15 protein-coding genes are annotated in these 13,429 nt (G+C 39.5%); 5 read left to right on the forward strand and 10 right to left on the reverse strand.

Annotated features, from left to right (window positions below):
• Positions 1-47: 47 nt before the first annotated feature.
• The 3 genes from yajC to queA form a co-directional block, all read right to left on the reverse strand.
• Positions 48-383 carry a preprotein translocase subunit YajC gene (yajC, locus tag ABD009_RS05340; RefSeq protein WP_155695735.1) on the reverse strand — a complete coding sequence of 112 codons (336 nt, stop codon included), beginning with the start codon at positions 381-383 and terminating at the stop codon, positions 48-50.
• 102 nt (positions 384-485) lie between these two features.
• Entirely contained in the window at positions 486-1,631 is a 1,146-nt protein-coding gene (tgt, locus tag ABD009_RS05345) for a tRNA guanosine(34) transglycosylase Tgt (protein WP_343823333.1), read from the reverse strand.
• Between the two features lie 111 nt (positions 1,632-1,742).
• Entirely contained in the window at positions 1,743-2,804 is a 1,062-nt protein-coding gene (gene queA / locus ABD009_RS05350; RefSeq protein ID WP_343823335.1) for a tRNA preQ1(34) S-adenosylmethionine ribosyltransferase-isomerase QueA, read from the reverse strand.
• Between the two features lie 212 nt (positions 2,805-3,016).
• Here queA and ABD009_RS05355 point away from each other — a divergent pair, with 212 nt between their 5' ends.
• Positions 3,017-5,443 (forward strand): EAL domain-containing protein, encoded by a 2,427-nt coding sequence (locus ABD009_RS05355; protein ID WP_343823338.1) that lies wholly within the window; start codon positions 3,017-3,019, stop codon positions 5,441-5,443.
• Between the two features lie 117 nt (positions 5,444-5,560).
• Here the strand turns inward: ABD009_RS05355 and ABD009_RS05360 are convergent, their stop codons facing one another.
• The 5 genes from ABD009_RS05360 to rplU form a co-directional block, all read right to left on the reverse strand.
• The gene (locus ABD009_RS05360) at positions 5,561-5,932 is read right to left on the reverse strand and encodes a DUF3718 domain-containing protein (RefSeq protein WP_343823340.1); all 372 of its coding nucleotides are present in this window, start codon (positions 5,930-5,932) and stop codon (positions 5,561-5,563) included.
• 80 nt (positions 5,933-6,012) lie between these two features.
• Complete coding sequence (gene folA, locus ABD009_RS05365; RefSeq protein ID WP_343823342.1) at positions 6,013-6,507, reverse strand: type 3 dihydrofolate reductase; 495 nt, start codon at positions 6,505-6,507, stop codon at positions 6,013-6,015.
• Between the two features lie 71 nt (positions 6,508-6,578).
• Complete coding sequence (cgtA, locus tag ABD009_RS05370; protein WP_343823344.1) at positions 6,579-7,724, reverse strand: Obg family GTPase CgtA; 1,146 nt, start codon at positions 7,722-7,724, stop codon at positions 6,579-6,581.
• Positions 7,725-7,864: 140 nt separating this feature from the next.
• Complete coding sequence (gene rpmA / locus ABD009_RS05375; protein ID WP_155695740.1) at positions 7,865-8,122, reverse strand: 50S ribosomal protein L27; 258 nt, start codon at positions 8,120-8,122, stop codon at positions 7,865-7,867.
• Positions 8,123-8,140: 18 nt separating this feature from the next.
• Entirely contained in the window at positions 8,141-8,452 is a 312-nt protein-coding gene (gene rplU / locus ABD009_RS05380) for a 50S ribosomal protein L21 (protein ID WP_343823346.1), read from the reverse strand.
• 242 nt (positions 8,453-8,694) lie between these two features.
• On the opposite strand from rplU, the gene ispB reads away from it, so the two are divergent.
• Entirely contained in the window at positions 8,695-9,666 is a 972-nt protein-coding gene (gene ispB, locus ABD009_RS05385) for an octaprenyl diphosphate synthase (protein ID WP_343823348.1), read from the forward strand.
• A 36-nt stretch (positions 9,667-9,702) separates the two neighbouring features.
• On the opposite strand, the gene ABD009_RS05390 is transcribed toward ispB, so the two are convergent.
• Positions 9,703-9,990, reverse strand: coding sequence for a hypothetical protein (locus tag ABD009_RS05390; protein ID WP_343823350.1), 288 nt, complete (start codon positions 9,988-9,990; stop codon positions 9,703-9,705).
• Positions 9,991-10,219: 229 nt separating this feature from the next.
• Between ABD009_RS05390 and ABD009_RS05395 the strand changes: the two genes are divergently transcribed.
• Together ABD009_RS05395 and ABD009_RS05400 are read left to right on the forward strand one after the other, a co-directional pair.
• Positions 10,220-11,002, forward strand: coding sequence for a substrate-binding periplasmic protein (locus ABD009_RS05395; RefSeq protein WP_343823352.1), 783 nt, complete (start codon positions 10,220-10,222; stop codon positions 11,000-11,002).
• A 128-nt stretch (positions 11,003-11,130) separates the two neighbouring features.
• Complete coding sequence (locus ABD009_RS05400) at positions 11,131-11,781, forward strand: SdpI family protein (RefSeq protein ID WP_343823354.1); 651 nt, start codon at positions 11,131-11,133, stop codon at positions 11,779-11,781.
• Positions 11,782-11,874: 93 nt separating this feature from the next.
• On the opposite strand, the gene mdh is transcribed toward ABD009_RS05400, so the two are convergent.
• The gene (mdh, locus tag ABD009_RS05405) at positions 11,875-12,816 is read right to left on the reverse strand and encodes a malate dehydrogenase (RefSeq protein WP_343823357.1); all 942 of its coding nucleotides are present in this window, start codon (positions 12,814-12,816) and stop codon (positions 11,875-11,877) included.
• A gap of 145 nt (positions 12,817-12,961) precedes the next feature.
• Here mdh and argR point away from each other — a divergent pair, with 145 nt between their 5' ends.
• Positions 12,962-13,426: a transcriptional regulator ArgR gene (gene argR, locus ABD009_RS05410; protein WP_155695745.1), complete on the forward strand. Its 465-nt coding sequence runs from the start codon at positions 12,962-12,964 to the stop codon at positions 13,424-13,426.
• The last annotated feature ends 3 nt before the right edge of the window (positions 13,427-13,429 follow it).

Raw genomic sequence — 13,429 nt, forward strand, 5'->3', positions numbered from 1 at the left:
TTCAAATATAAAAAAACCAGCCGATATCCGGCTGGTTGTTCAGTTTATTACACTGACTTGATAGTGCCTTTTGGCAATACAGTGTTAATAGACGCTTTTTGAACCATCACTTCTGTACCTTCTGCAAGCTCAACTTTTACGAAGTCTTTGTCGTCAGATACTTTAGTGATTTTACCGATTAGGCCACCGGCTGTTAACACTTCATCACCTTTGCTCAAAGAGCTTACAAGGTTCTTGTGCTCTTTTACACGCTTAGCTTGTGGACGGTAAATCATGAAATAGAAAATTAGCGCAAAAATCACTAACATAATGATCATGTCTGGACCAGCAGCTGCGCCTGGAGCACCTGCAGCAGCGTGGGCGTTAGAAATAAATAAACTCATTGGAATCCCCTAAAATAGTTTCTTATATTTTTTAAATTATGATGATTGATATAAGGACTGGTTATTGCACTTACAATAGCCAGCCTAGTTATTTTTATTTTGTTATTCAGCGTTAACTGCTGGCGCACCTTCATCCGATAAAGGTGGAACTGGTAAGTCACGACGAGCATAAAACTCAGCAACATACTCTTCCAAGCGGTTTTCTTCAATCGCATCACGCAAGCTTTGCATCACACGTTGGTAATATCTAAGGTTGTGAATGGTATTCAAACGCGCACCTAAAATCTCATTACACTTGTCTAAGTGATGTAAATAAGCACGAGAGTAGTTTTCACAGGTATAACAATCACAGTTGTCATCAAGGCGAGAAGTATCGTCTTTATGTCTTGCGTTACGAATTTTGATTACGCCGCCAGTGATAAACAAGTGACCATTTCTAGCATTACGCGTTGGCATAACACAGTCAAACATGTCGATACCACGACGAACTGATTCAACTAAATCTTCTGGCTTACCTACACCCATTAAGTAACGAGGTTTGTTTTCTGGTAATTTATAAGCCGTTGTATCAAGAATGTTGATCATGTCTTCTTTTGGCTCACCAACTGACAAGCCACCAATAGCATAACCGTCGAACCCAATTGATTCTAAGCCAGCTAATGATACTTCACGTAAGTCTGGATACATACCACCTTGGACAATACCAAACAGCGCAGATTCACTATCACCATGCTCTTCTTTAGAACGCTCCGCCCATCTAAGAGATAACTCCATAGATGATTTGGCTTCTTCGCGTGTCGCTGGGTATGGCGTGCATTCGTCAAAAATCATAACAATGTCAGAGCCTAAATCACGTTGAACCGCGATTGAACGCTCTGGCGTAAGCATGATTTTTTCACCGTTAATTGGTGAACGAAACTCAACGCCCTTCTCAGAGATTTTACGTAAATCACCTAAACTAAATACTTGAAAACCACCTGAGTCAGTAAGGATTGGTTTATCCCAACCCATAAAGTCATGTAAATCACCGTGTTTTTTGATGATTTCTGTACCAGGACGTAACATTAAGTGAAACGTGTTACCTAGACAAATGTGAGCACCTGTCTCTTTCACTTCATCTGGCGTCATGCCTTTAACCGTACCGTAAGTACCAACAGGCATGAAAGCGGGAGTTTCTACTGTTCCGCGCTCAAAATGCAGTTTTCCGCGACGAGCCTTGCCGTCAGTGTTCATTAATTCAAACTTCATGTGCGTCTCTTAAATTCTGCTTTAAGTCACTAGTTACCTAGCTTAAATTTGCCGCCATTATATCGAATGCCGGTGCGAAAATCGCCTATTTTGATAGGCAATTCACTACTTTTACTTTGTATTATTTTGCTTAGTTAAAAACATCGCGTCGCCATAACTAAAAAAGCGATACTCATTGGCCACCGCTTCGTTGTAACCGTTTAAGATATTAGCCTTACCAGCAAACGCTGACACTAACATAATCAAGGTGGATTCTGGTAAATGGAAGTTCGTTACCATGGCATCAACTACTTGAAATTCATAACCTGGATAAATAAAAATATCTGTCTCGCCAGTAAACGGTTTTAAGTCCGAAATCTTGCCGTCTTCCATACCACTTTTCCAAGCAGCTGACTCCAACGAACGAACCGATGTAGTACCAACAGCAATGACACGTTTACCGTTACTTTTTGTTTCTTGAATTGCCTTTACAACTGATTCAGGAACATCTGCATACTCTGAATGCATTTTATGGTCGGTCACACTATCAACGCGAATAGACTGGAAAGTACCAGCCCCAACGTGAAGCGTTACAAATGCCGTATTAACGCCTTTGGCTCTTATTTTTTCAAGTAGTGCATCGGTGAAATGCAATCCCGCCGTTGGCGCAGCAACTGCTCCAGGCTTATCGTTGTAAACCGTTTGGTAACGTTCTTTATCGTCTTCAGTATCAGGCCTGTCAATGTAAGGCGGTAGTGGCATATGACCATCTGATTCTAAAATCTCTAAAACTTTACTCTGATCACCAAAGTGAAGCTCAAACAAGTCATTGTGACGAGCGATCATGGTTGCTGATGAACCACCTTCAAAATCGATAACATTGCCAGGTTTAGGCGCTTTATTTGCTCTTACGTGTGCTAAAACGCTGTGTTCGTCCAACATTCTTTCCACTAAGATCTCAACTTTACCACCCGTGGACTTCTGACCAAACATTCGGGCAGGAATGACACGCGTATCGTTAAAGATCAATAGATCACCAGGTTCTACTAACTCAACAATATCAGCAAAGTTACGGTGATTGATATCACCACTATTACCATCAAGTTGCATCAAACGACTCGCTGTACGCTCAGCTTTAGGCGCCTTAGCAATTAACTGCTCTGGTAATTCAAAATGAAAATCAGCGACTTGCACTTTAGACCTCAACATCATAAAAAATTTGGTGGGTATTGTACCAGTGTTTTTGACCTTACCCCACAAAAACAGACTGTTTACAAAGAGATCACTTGTTAAATTGAGTTTTAGTTTATACAGTTAGGTGAGTTTATTTTTATATGGTTGATTCGATGTCCAAGCTGTTGCCGTTATTACTTATTTCACCAAACTTCCATACTAAAAGATTACTGATGCAAAAAATTAGTAACCTACAACTGTTCGACATTGATGTAGTCCCTGATAGTGAAACGGCAATTGAGCATTTAAAGCAAACCAAGTATCAATTTATTATCTCCGAAATATCAATTGGTAAGGTAGATGGTTGGAGCCTTTCGAGTTTAATTCGCTCTGACATTTATCAATGTGATAAACAAATACCTATTGTATTAATAACCGATACACACTGCGAGCGAATCGCTGAGGCAACGGCTAAATCCTTTGGCATTAACGCTGTGGTAACCACGGAAGAAATTGCTAGATTAAATGAGATTTTAGCAGATGCTTTTTCTAGCCAAATCCCTGTAAATACAAGACTGACGACCCTTTCCGTTATTAGTGACCCAGCTCTTAGTGACCAGTTAAACAACCTTTTTTCTAGCAAGTTTGTTACCGTTGAAGCGGAGAGTGCAAAGCAAGGTCTGGCGATTATTAGACAGCAAAATGTTGATCTTGTGGTTATTGATAGTGATCTTGAAAACGACGCGACACTTGCACTGTTAAATACCATCAGGCAAGAAAAGCCAGAATTATCAGTGGTTGTTATTGTTCCTAAAAACGACACAAGCCGTGCGGAATTTTATATGATCCACGGCGCAAGTGACTTTATTTACAACCCTATTAACGTATCCAGAATTATTAATGTTTGTGAACGAGCTGCACAACGAAATGACTTTATTATTAGTAACAAGCAGTTTGCAGAAAAGGTAACGTTACTTGAGTTGAGCAAACAAAAGTTTCAAAACTTGTCAGATGCACATACTAAACTGCTTGAAAATCTCAGCTCCGTTGTATTAGAACTAGATACAACCGGTAGAATTAAATTTGTTAATAAGGCTTGGGAAGCCTTAACTGGATATAGTATTGAAGATTCACTTAACCTTCCTCTTGTTGAGTTTATTGAGTTTGACGAATTAGGATCACAGCGTTTTAATCATCAGTTAAATGGCATTTTAATGCAGTCTGTAACAAGTACGACCGCTGAGCTAAAAATTAAAACAGTGAAAAACAATTCGGTTTGGGTGGAAATCCGTTTACATCAGCTTTATATGGATGGTTTTGTACAAGGTATTACGGCTACTCTAGATAATATTGATGACCGAAAACAAGCAGAGGAAAAGTTACAACACCTTGCATTACACGATACGTTGACTGGTCTTTATAACCGCTACTATTTTGATAATGAGTTGAGTCGACTAACTCTGTTAGCTTCACGCGGTAAAGAAACCCACAGTTTGCTATACATCGATTTAGATCACTTTAAGGTTATCAATGATACTGAAGGTCATCAAATGGGTGACTTAGTATTAAAAGAGGTGGCACAAATACTAACATTAAGACTGAGACAGTCCGACATCTTATGTCGTGTTGGTGGTGACGAATTCATAATACTCTTAGCTGAAACAAAACTACAGAATGCTATTAATATTGGCGAAAGTATCTGCCAACAAATAGCCGCTGCTCATTTTCAGTTTGGAAATACAACTTATAAAATTAGCGCATCAATAGGCGTTTCTGAAATTGACGGTGTATCAACACCTGCGGAATACCTAAGGCAAGCCGACATTGCACTTTACGTTGCCAAAAAGAAAGGTAGAAATAGGACTCATAGCTATGAGACTGATGATGTTGATTCCACAAAGCAACTAGACAATATGAAGTGGGTGCAAAAGCTTCAGCAAGCCGTCATTGATGATCAACTCGTGATGCACTTTCAACCTGTTTGGGATTACAAAAATGACTGCGTGGGTTACTTTGAAGCGCTCGTTCGTCTTCAAATTAACGACTCTATTACTTACCCTAACGAGTTTATCCCTGCCTTAGAACGTGCAGAGGATGTTAGTTTCTTAGATCATCAGGTGATTAACAAAACGATCAAACTTATTAAAGAAAACCCAGGTTTACATAAAGTAGCAATAAATCTATCTGGTCAAGCCTTCTCAGATGAAAGGCTGTTACCCTTGATCAAGGAAAAGCTATCCTTTTATCAAGTATCCGGAGAGCGCATTATATTTGAACTGACCGAGTCTGCTAGTTTAACGAATGTCAGTGGCACTAGAAGAATGATTGAACAGCTGAGCTTAATGGGTTGCCAGTTTTCTATTGATGACTTTGGTACTGGCTTTAGTACCTTTTCTTACCTTAAAGAGTTACCCGCGCATTCCGTAAAAATTGACGGCAGTTTTGTAAAAGATATGATTTCTAGTGATATCGATCGGACGCTAGTTACGGCTATCGCAAATGTTGCTATGGTTTTGAAAAAGCACAGTGTTGCTGAGTTTGTTGAAACAAAAGAGATATTTAACCATCTTGATGATATCGGCGTGACTTACGCACAGGGCTATTATATTAGCAAGCCGTTGCCACTTTCTGATGCCCTTAAATTTAAGTTCACTCCTTAAAAACGCAAAAATAAGTAACGTAAGTAGACAAACCTTTTGATAACTTAACTTTTGTCTGGGTTTTCAGGCATAAAAAAAGCTGCTTAAGCAGCTTTTTTTTATTTCAGTGATTAACGATTAACGTTTTGCAATTGCTTTCGCAATATCTGAATCACCAAAACCATTAGCAGAAGCCCAGTCTAAATCGCCTGAACTTGCAAAGTGAGAAGCTGGCATACGCTTAACCATAAATACGCCTACCGCTTTTGCATTTTTTTGCATTGCATAACGAACTAAAGGTTCACCACCACAAGTAACACCATCATAAATATTTCTTAATTTAACACCAGCGTTCTTCAGCTTTTTGCGAAAACGACCTTTATTGTCGCTCGCTACGTTGTCACAAACACCCGCTAAGAAAGACGCTACGTCGTTTGCTTTAGCCGGTGCACTTACCGACATTACGCTCAACAATACGACAGTTGATAAAAAAGCTACAATTGACTTCATTTTGATTCTCTTTTTTTAAATTTTCTGAACACTACCACAGAATTTTAGTATATCAAGTCCAACCATTACTGAAAAGTTTATCATTCAAACTTCTGCAATGTTACGAACTCATAATTGTATAGGTTTTTTTCGTCTGACAAGTGGCTTTCTTGTTCAACTTTTTTCCAGTTTCCAACTTCAGACCAGTCAGGAAAAACAGTATCGCCTTCAACGTCTAAATCTATAAATGTAAGATATAAAGTGTCAGCCTTCGGCAGGAACTGTTTATATATATTACCACCACCTATAACCATTACCTCTGCAACATCTGCCACTAAAGCTAATGCAGAGTCGGGACTATTAACCGAAGTAACGCCATCAAAGTGCCAACTATCATCTCGCGTCACTACAATATTTTTCCTGCCTGGTAGCGGTCTACCAATTGACTCAAAGGTTTTTCGCCCCATGATAACTGGCTTGCCTAACGTTACCTTTTTAAAGTGTTTAAGATCTGCTGGCATATGCCAAGGCATGTCATTGTCTTTACCAATAATACGATTTTTGGCCATTGCTGCTATAAGTGATATTTTTGTCATAAGTCCGCTGTATAAAAAAGCCTTCCGAATAGGAAGGCTATAATAGATAATTCTAGACTAGTTATAAACTATTAAGGTTTATAAATTACTTCAACGTCATAGTCGTCTTCGTTCCAATCATCGTCGTCATCTTCATCGTGTTCATCCATAGCCGTGTTGTGGTATGAGTCCCACTGGAAGTCGACTTTCTCTTCTTCCTTCGTCATGGCTTCACGAGGCATATCTTCAAGCGCGTCAGATAAATCATTGCAAAGCTCTTTAGTGTTTAAACCTTGAGATGCTGATATCTGATAAATTGGACCTTCCCAACCTATCTGTTCAGTAATTTCTTTACAACGTTCATTAGCTTCATCTTCCGGCATCAAATCAATTTTGTTAAATACTAACCAACGAGGTTTAGCGGCTAACTTTTCGCTATATTGCTCCAACTCACCAACAATGACTTTGGCATTTTCAACTGGATCTGAACCATCTATAGGTAAAATATCAATAAGATGAAGTAATACTCTACAACGTTCTAAATGACGTAAGAATCTGATCCCTAGACCAGCGCCATCAGCTGCGCCTTCTATCAAACCAGGAATATCCGCGACAACAAAAGAATTACCTGCACGAACAACACCAAGGTTAGGTACCAGAGTTGTAAATGGATAATCGGCTACTTTTGGTTTTGCTGCTGAAACTGAACGAATAAACGTTGATTTACCAGCATTTGGTAGACCCAACATACCTACGTCAGCAAGCAATAATAGCTCAAGCTGTAGGTTACGGATTTCACCTTGCGTACCATTAGTTTTTTGACGAGGAGCTCGGTTTACACTGCTTTTAAAGCGAGTATTTCCCAAGCCGTGGAAACCGCCTTTGGCAACTAATAGCTTTTGGTCAACTCTTGTTAAGTCACCAATTATCTCGCCAGTATCTAAATCTCTTGCACGAGTACCAACTGGCACTCTTAAGATACAATCTTCACCACGAGAACCTGTACATTGACGACCTTTGCCATTCTCACCGCGCTGAGCTGTATGAAAACGCTCAAAACGGTAGTCTATTAACGTATTCAACCCTTCGTCAGCTAGCAAATAAACGTCGCCACCGTCGCCACCATCGCCGCCGTCTGGGCCACCCATGGGAACATATTTTTCACGACGGAAAGAAACGGCACCATTACCACCATCTCCGGCGTCGACTTTTATTTCAACTTCATCTACAAATTTCATTTTAGCCAACTAACTCTTTGATTAAATCACTTGTAACTATAAGACTGAAGCGCTAAGTCTGCCAGTCTGCTACTACTATGTTTTTAACAAACAAAAAACCCCGCAATAGCGGGGTTTCAAATTTGTAACTACCGTCAGCCTTATTCAGCTACGATGCTTACGTATTTACGGTTAAGAGGACCTTTAACGTCGAATTTTACTTTACCGTCTGAAGTAGCGAACAACGTGTGATCACGACCCATACTAACGTTTGTGCCAGCGTGGAATTTAGTACCACGTTGACGAACGATAATGTTACCAGACAATACTGATTCGCCACCAAAACGCTTAACACCTAAACGTTTGCTTTCTGAATCACGACCGTTACGAGTACTACCACCAGCCTTTTTATGTGCCATTTTTAAGTACCTTCTTAATTAAGCGTTAATGCCTGTAATCTTCACTTCAGTGAACCATTGACGATGGCCCGCTTGTTTACGTGAATGCTTACGACGTTTAAATTTAACGATTTTAATCTTCTCACCACGACCGTGAGAAACAACTTCAGCTGAAACCTTTCCACCAGCTACTACTGGACTACCGACTTTAACATCGTCACCGTTAGCAACTAATAACACCTGATCAAACTCAACTGTAGAACCAGTTTCTACGTCAAGTTTTTCTAGACGAATGGTTTGGCCTTCAGCAACACGGTGTTGTTTACCACCACTTTGGAATACCGCGTACATATTACTCCGTCTCCTGTGCGCTTTTCGCACAAATTAATTCTGTAAAACAGGGCGCGAATTCTAAATGACTACGGCCATGAGCGCAAGTGTAATTTGCCTTTAATTTAATAAAAGTTTGTATTTTGTAAATTTGCGTCCTTATATCCTTCAATTGTTGGACTTAATCGATAATTTTTTGGGTATTTTTTGTTTGTCAGGTAAACTTCGGTCTCAAAATCATAAGCAACCAAAAACTGCGGTACATGAATATAAAAAACATTCTCGAACTGGCTGAAAATGACATGCAAGAAGTAAACGCATGCATAGCAGCGCAATTAAAATCTGATGTCGCTTTAATTAACCAATTAGGGATGTATATCGTTAATAGTGGTGGCAAACGAATAAGGCCAATGCTTACTGTTTTGGCTGCCCAAGCTCTTGGTTATAAAGGTGATAAACACCACACTTTAGCTGCAATAATAGAGTTTATTCATACTGCAACACTACTGCACGATGATGTAGTAGACGAGTCTACTCTGCGCAGAGGAAAGGAAACAGCGAACGCTGTTTTTGGTAATCAAGCTAGTGTTTTGGTTGGTGACTTTTTATATACCCGTTCTTTCCAGATGATGGTAACGCTAGACTCGATGCGAGTCATGAATATTTTGGCAGATGCTACAAACACTATTTCTGAAGGTGAGGTTTTACAGCTAATGAACTGTAATGATCCAGATACCACAGAAAAAAGTTACTTCGATGTTATCTATGGCAAAACAGCTCGTTTATTTGAAGCTGCGACTCAGTTAGCTGCAATCATTTCTGGTGCCAATGAAAACATAGAGAAAGCCATGCAGCTATACGGCATGCATTTAGGCACCGCATTCCAGTTAATTGACGATGTTATGGATTACAGTTCTGATGCCGACGATATGGGAAAAAATGTAGGCGATGATCTTGCAGAAGGGAAACCAACATTACCTTTGCTTTACGCAATGTGGAATGGCAATGAGCAACAAACTGCACTCATAAAAGACGCCATAGAAAATGCAAATGGAATGGACAACTTTGACGCTATCATGTTGGCATTAGAAGAAACCAAAGCCATTGAATACGTTACTGAAAAAGCCGAAATAGAAGCAGATAAAGCAATTGAAGCATTATCTTTGATTCAGGACAATCCATTTAAACAAGCATTAATAGGCTTAGCCCATACTGCCGTAAATCGCACAGCCTAATACCCTAGACTGTGCGTCTATTTAGCGCTATTTCAATTATTCAGGTTCCATTCCAGGGCCATTTGGGCCACCGACTTCACATTTTTCACCTATTGAAGTGACTACGAATTCAGTTCTAGGGCCTGGTTCTAACCAGCGCCACCCAGCACTATTATTTCCATAGGTTGGGCAAGGTAGGTATTCTACGCTTGCAACTAAATTTTTGCTTGCATCCGTATAGTACGTGTTCACCAACTTATTTTCTTGGTGTCTAACGGCACCAGAGTTAAATGAAACTACTAAAATTGTTGCTGTAGCCAAAGTCAACATAATTAAATTTTTCATATATTTCCTTATTAAATTTAAATGAATGCACAAGTTGCTAAAAAAGCAATTGCACTCCTTTATTAATAGATGGTTTCGCTTTTAGTTCAAACACTTAAGTGTAACAAGAGGTTTCAAAAGTTATTCATATTTAAAAATGTAATAAAGTAATACGACAGTATTAAAACCATCTATAGTTAAATAAATGCACCCATTTCTGTTATTTAATTTTTAACTAGGTTTACCAGCTATGAACGTCTTGATACCTCTGTTGGTTATGTTGTGCTTGGTTGCTAGCAGCAAACTTGAAGCCTTACCAACCCCAAAAAAATCTAAAACACATAACGATATACTCTACTATGACTTGGGCCAGACAGGCGGTTGGATTCCATATCAGAAAGGCGCTAACGCCGGTAGCATTGGCGTGTTTGAAGAAGTGATAAATCACATTTCTAATATCTCTGGCATTCCTTTTAAGCCTGTTAACTTTCCTCCTAAACGAGCGGAAAAAGCACTTCTTAGTGGCTTAGTTGACTTTGATTTTATGTGTTTGGAGTGGTTTACCAATGGTATTGATGAATCTAAGTTTGTGGTTACTGAGCCCATCTTCCAAATATCAGAAATGTTTGTTGTAAAAAAAGCAACTCAGCATAATCTCACCTCCCCTCATTCATACTTTGGTAAAGACATTGGTACTATCGCGGGATATTTTTATCTTAATGACAACAAATTTAATCGAATCGATTTTTTAAATGAGCAACAAGTTATTTTAGGTTTAAAGAACGATCGGTTTGGAGTCGCTATTCTTGAGCGGGAGGTAGCCCGACACTGGGCTAAAGTGCATGACGTTGATATTGATTTTCCTCTTGTCCATACCACTGGATTAATTCGATTACGTCTTCGTATTGAGAACTTAATACACCTTAAAAAAATAAATGAGGCCATAATTACCATACGGAAAAATGGAGAATTAAGAGACATTCTCAACAAGCATGCTTTAATCTCACACATTCCCAATGAGAATGACGAATAGCGTTTAGCCCCCACTTCTCAAAATATCTTCTTGGGATAAACCAACCTGTCTATTTATCTATTTTTTCTTCCATTCTAATTAATGACTAGCTTGTTTGGTAGTAATAATAAAAATGAAAAGGACAACGTATGAATTCAGTAAAGGTTAGTATCTTAATTACACTTGCCACCGTTATTGCGAGTGTAGCAACACTGGTTAACCTCCCAGAGGGTTTAACTCTTCCTATCCATTGGAACATAAATGGAGAAATAGATCGCTTCGCTGATGCGACTCACGCTCTATTAATGCCGCCTGCTATTATGATTGGTACACTGACATTGTTGTTCGTGCTTAAATATATTGAGCCTAGAAAACAAAATTTACTAGATTCACTCCAAGCCGCAAAAGCCATAATAACGGCTATCATCGTATTTTTTGCGGTGATTGAAGCAAGCTATATCGCTTTGATAATGGGCGTTGATTTTGAAATGCATAAAGTTATTTTGTCAGCCGTAGGTGCATTATTCATAGTAACCGGAAACTACATGACTAAAACGAGAAGTAACTTTTTTATTGGAATAAAAACGCCATGGACACTAAGTAGTGACAGTGTTTGGAAAAAGACTCATCGACTAGGTGGGAAACTATTCATGATCGCAGGTTTAGTCATCATTGTTCTAATTCCTTTTATCGACAATCAAGTCTTAAAGGTCGTTCTTCCGGTAGTGGTGCTTCCAGCGGCGCTTATTCCCGTTGCATACTCTTGGTGGGCCTGGAGGCAAGAGCAAGAGCAAAGCTAGCAATACAGACAAGTAGAAATAAAGTCTTACAAAAACTCAGATATAAAAAAAGCACCCTAAGGTGCTTTTTCTTTACTATAAACAGGCAGTATATTACTTACCGTTTACAAACTCTTCACCAAGAGTAATGTCACCACGTAAGCCTTCAATCATGTCAGCTTTACATTTCTCTTCAAAGTCGCTTAGGTCGCCATAGTGGAAAATCTCTTCAACACCGTTCTTACCAATTAGTACAGGCTGAGCAAAGAAGCGCGCATCTTCACTGTTCACTTCAACGTATGTGTATTCAAATACGTCGTCTTCACCGTTAATTGCGTCAACAAGGCTTAAGCAGAAACGAGCTGCTGCAAGACCCATTGATAAAGTAGCAGAACCGCCACCCGCTTTTGCTTCAACAACTTCAGTACCCGCATTCTGGATACGGTGAGTCAGTTTCTCAAGCTCTTCTTGAGTGAACTCAGCACCTTCAACTTGAGAAAGAAGAGGTAAAATTGTAGTACCGCTGTGACCACCAATTACTGGAACAACGATATCTTCACAGTTTAGGCCTTTTGCTTCAGCAACAAATGCTTCTGCACGGATTACGTCTAGCGTAGTAACACCAAACAATTTAGCTGGGTTGTACTTGCCTTTCGCTTTTAAAGTTTCAGCAGCAATAGCAACCGTTGTATTAACAGGGTTAGTGATAATTGCTGTCATTGCTTCTGGGCAATGGTCTGCAATGCCTTCAACTAATGTCTTAACGATACCCGCATTGATATTAAATAAATCAGAGCGATCCATACCCGGCTTACGAGGTACGCCAGCAGGGATTAAAACAATATCTGCACCAGTTAATGCTTTGTCTAACGCATCTGCACCAAAACCTTCAACTTTTACTTGAGTTGGGATATGGCTTAAGTCAACGGCAACACCTGGAACAACCGGTGCTACGTCATATAATGCTAGTTCAGAACCCGCAGGCAACTGAGTTTTAAGTAATAGCGATAAAGCCTGACCGATACCACCAGCGGCACCTAATACTGCAACTTTCATATTAATCTCCAATTTTAATCAATGATCGAGAAGTAAATTTTGCCGCAACCATACTGAAAGTTCGGCGAAAACTCAATTCGCAATTAGTATTATATGTTGAAATGCATTAAAATTCCGCTCGAGTAGCTGGCAAGGAAAAAATACAATGGCGCAAAACAAGCAAGAAGCATTAATCAAAGCATTTAAAGAACTTTTAAACGAAGAACGATTCGGTTCACAGATAGATATCGTCGACGCATTAAAAAATCAAGGTTTTGACAATATTAGTCAATCAAAGGTATCTCGTCTACTTACTCGTTTTGGCGCGGTGCGCACACGTAATGCAAAACAAGAAATGGTTTATTGCCTTCCAGCTGAGCTTGGGATGCCTACTGCAAAAAGCCCACTTCGCCAATTAGTTTTGGATATCAACCACAATGAAGCAATGGTTATTATAAAAACAAGCCCTGGTGCTGCTCAGCTTATTGCACGTTTACTAGATTCTGTAGGTAAAGCGGAAGGTGTACTAGGAACAATCGCGGGTGACGACACTATTTTTATAGCGCCATTAAAGGTTAGCGAAATTGAGTACACCTTAAATAACGTAAGAACATTATTCGAAACGGTGTAACTC

Source organism: Psychrosphaera haliotis, assembly GCF_039523615.1.
Taxonomy (GTDB): domain Bacteria; phylum Pseudomonadota; class Gammaproteobacteria; order Enterobacterales; family Alteromonadaceae; genus Psychrosphaera; species Psychrosphaera haliotis.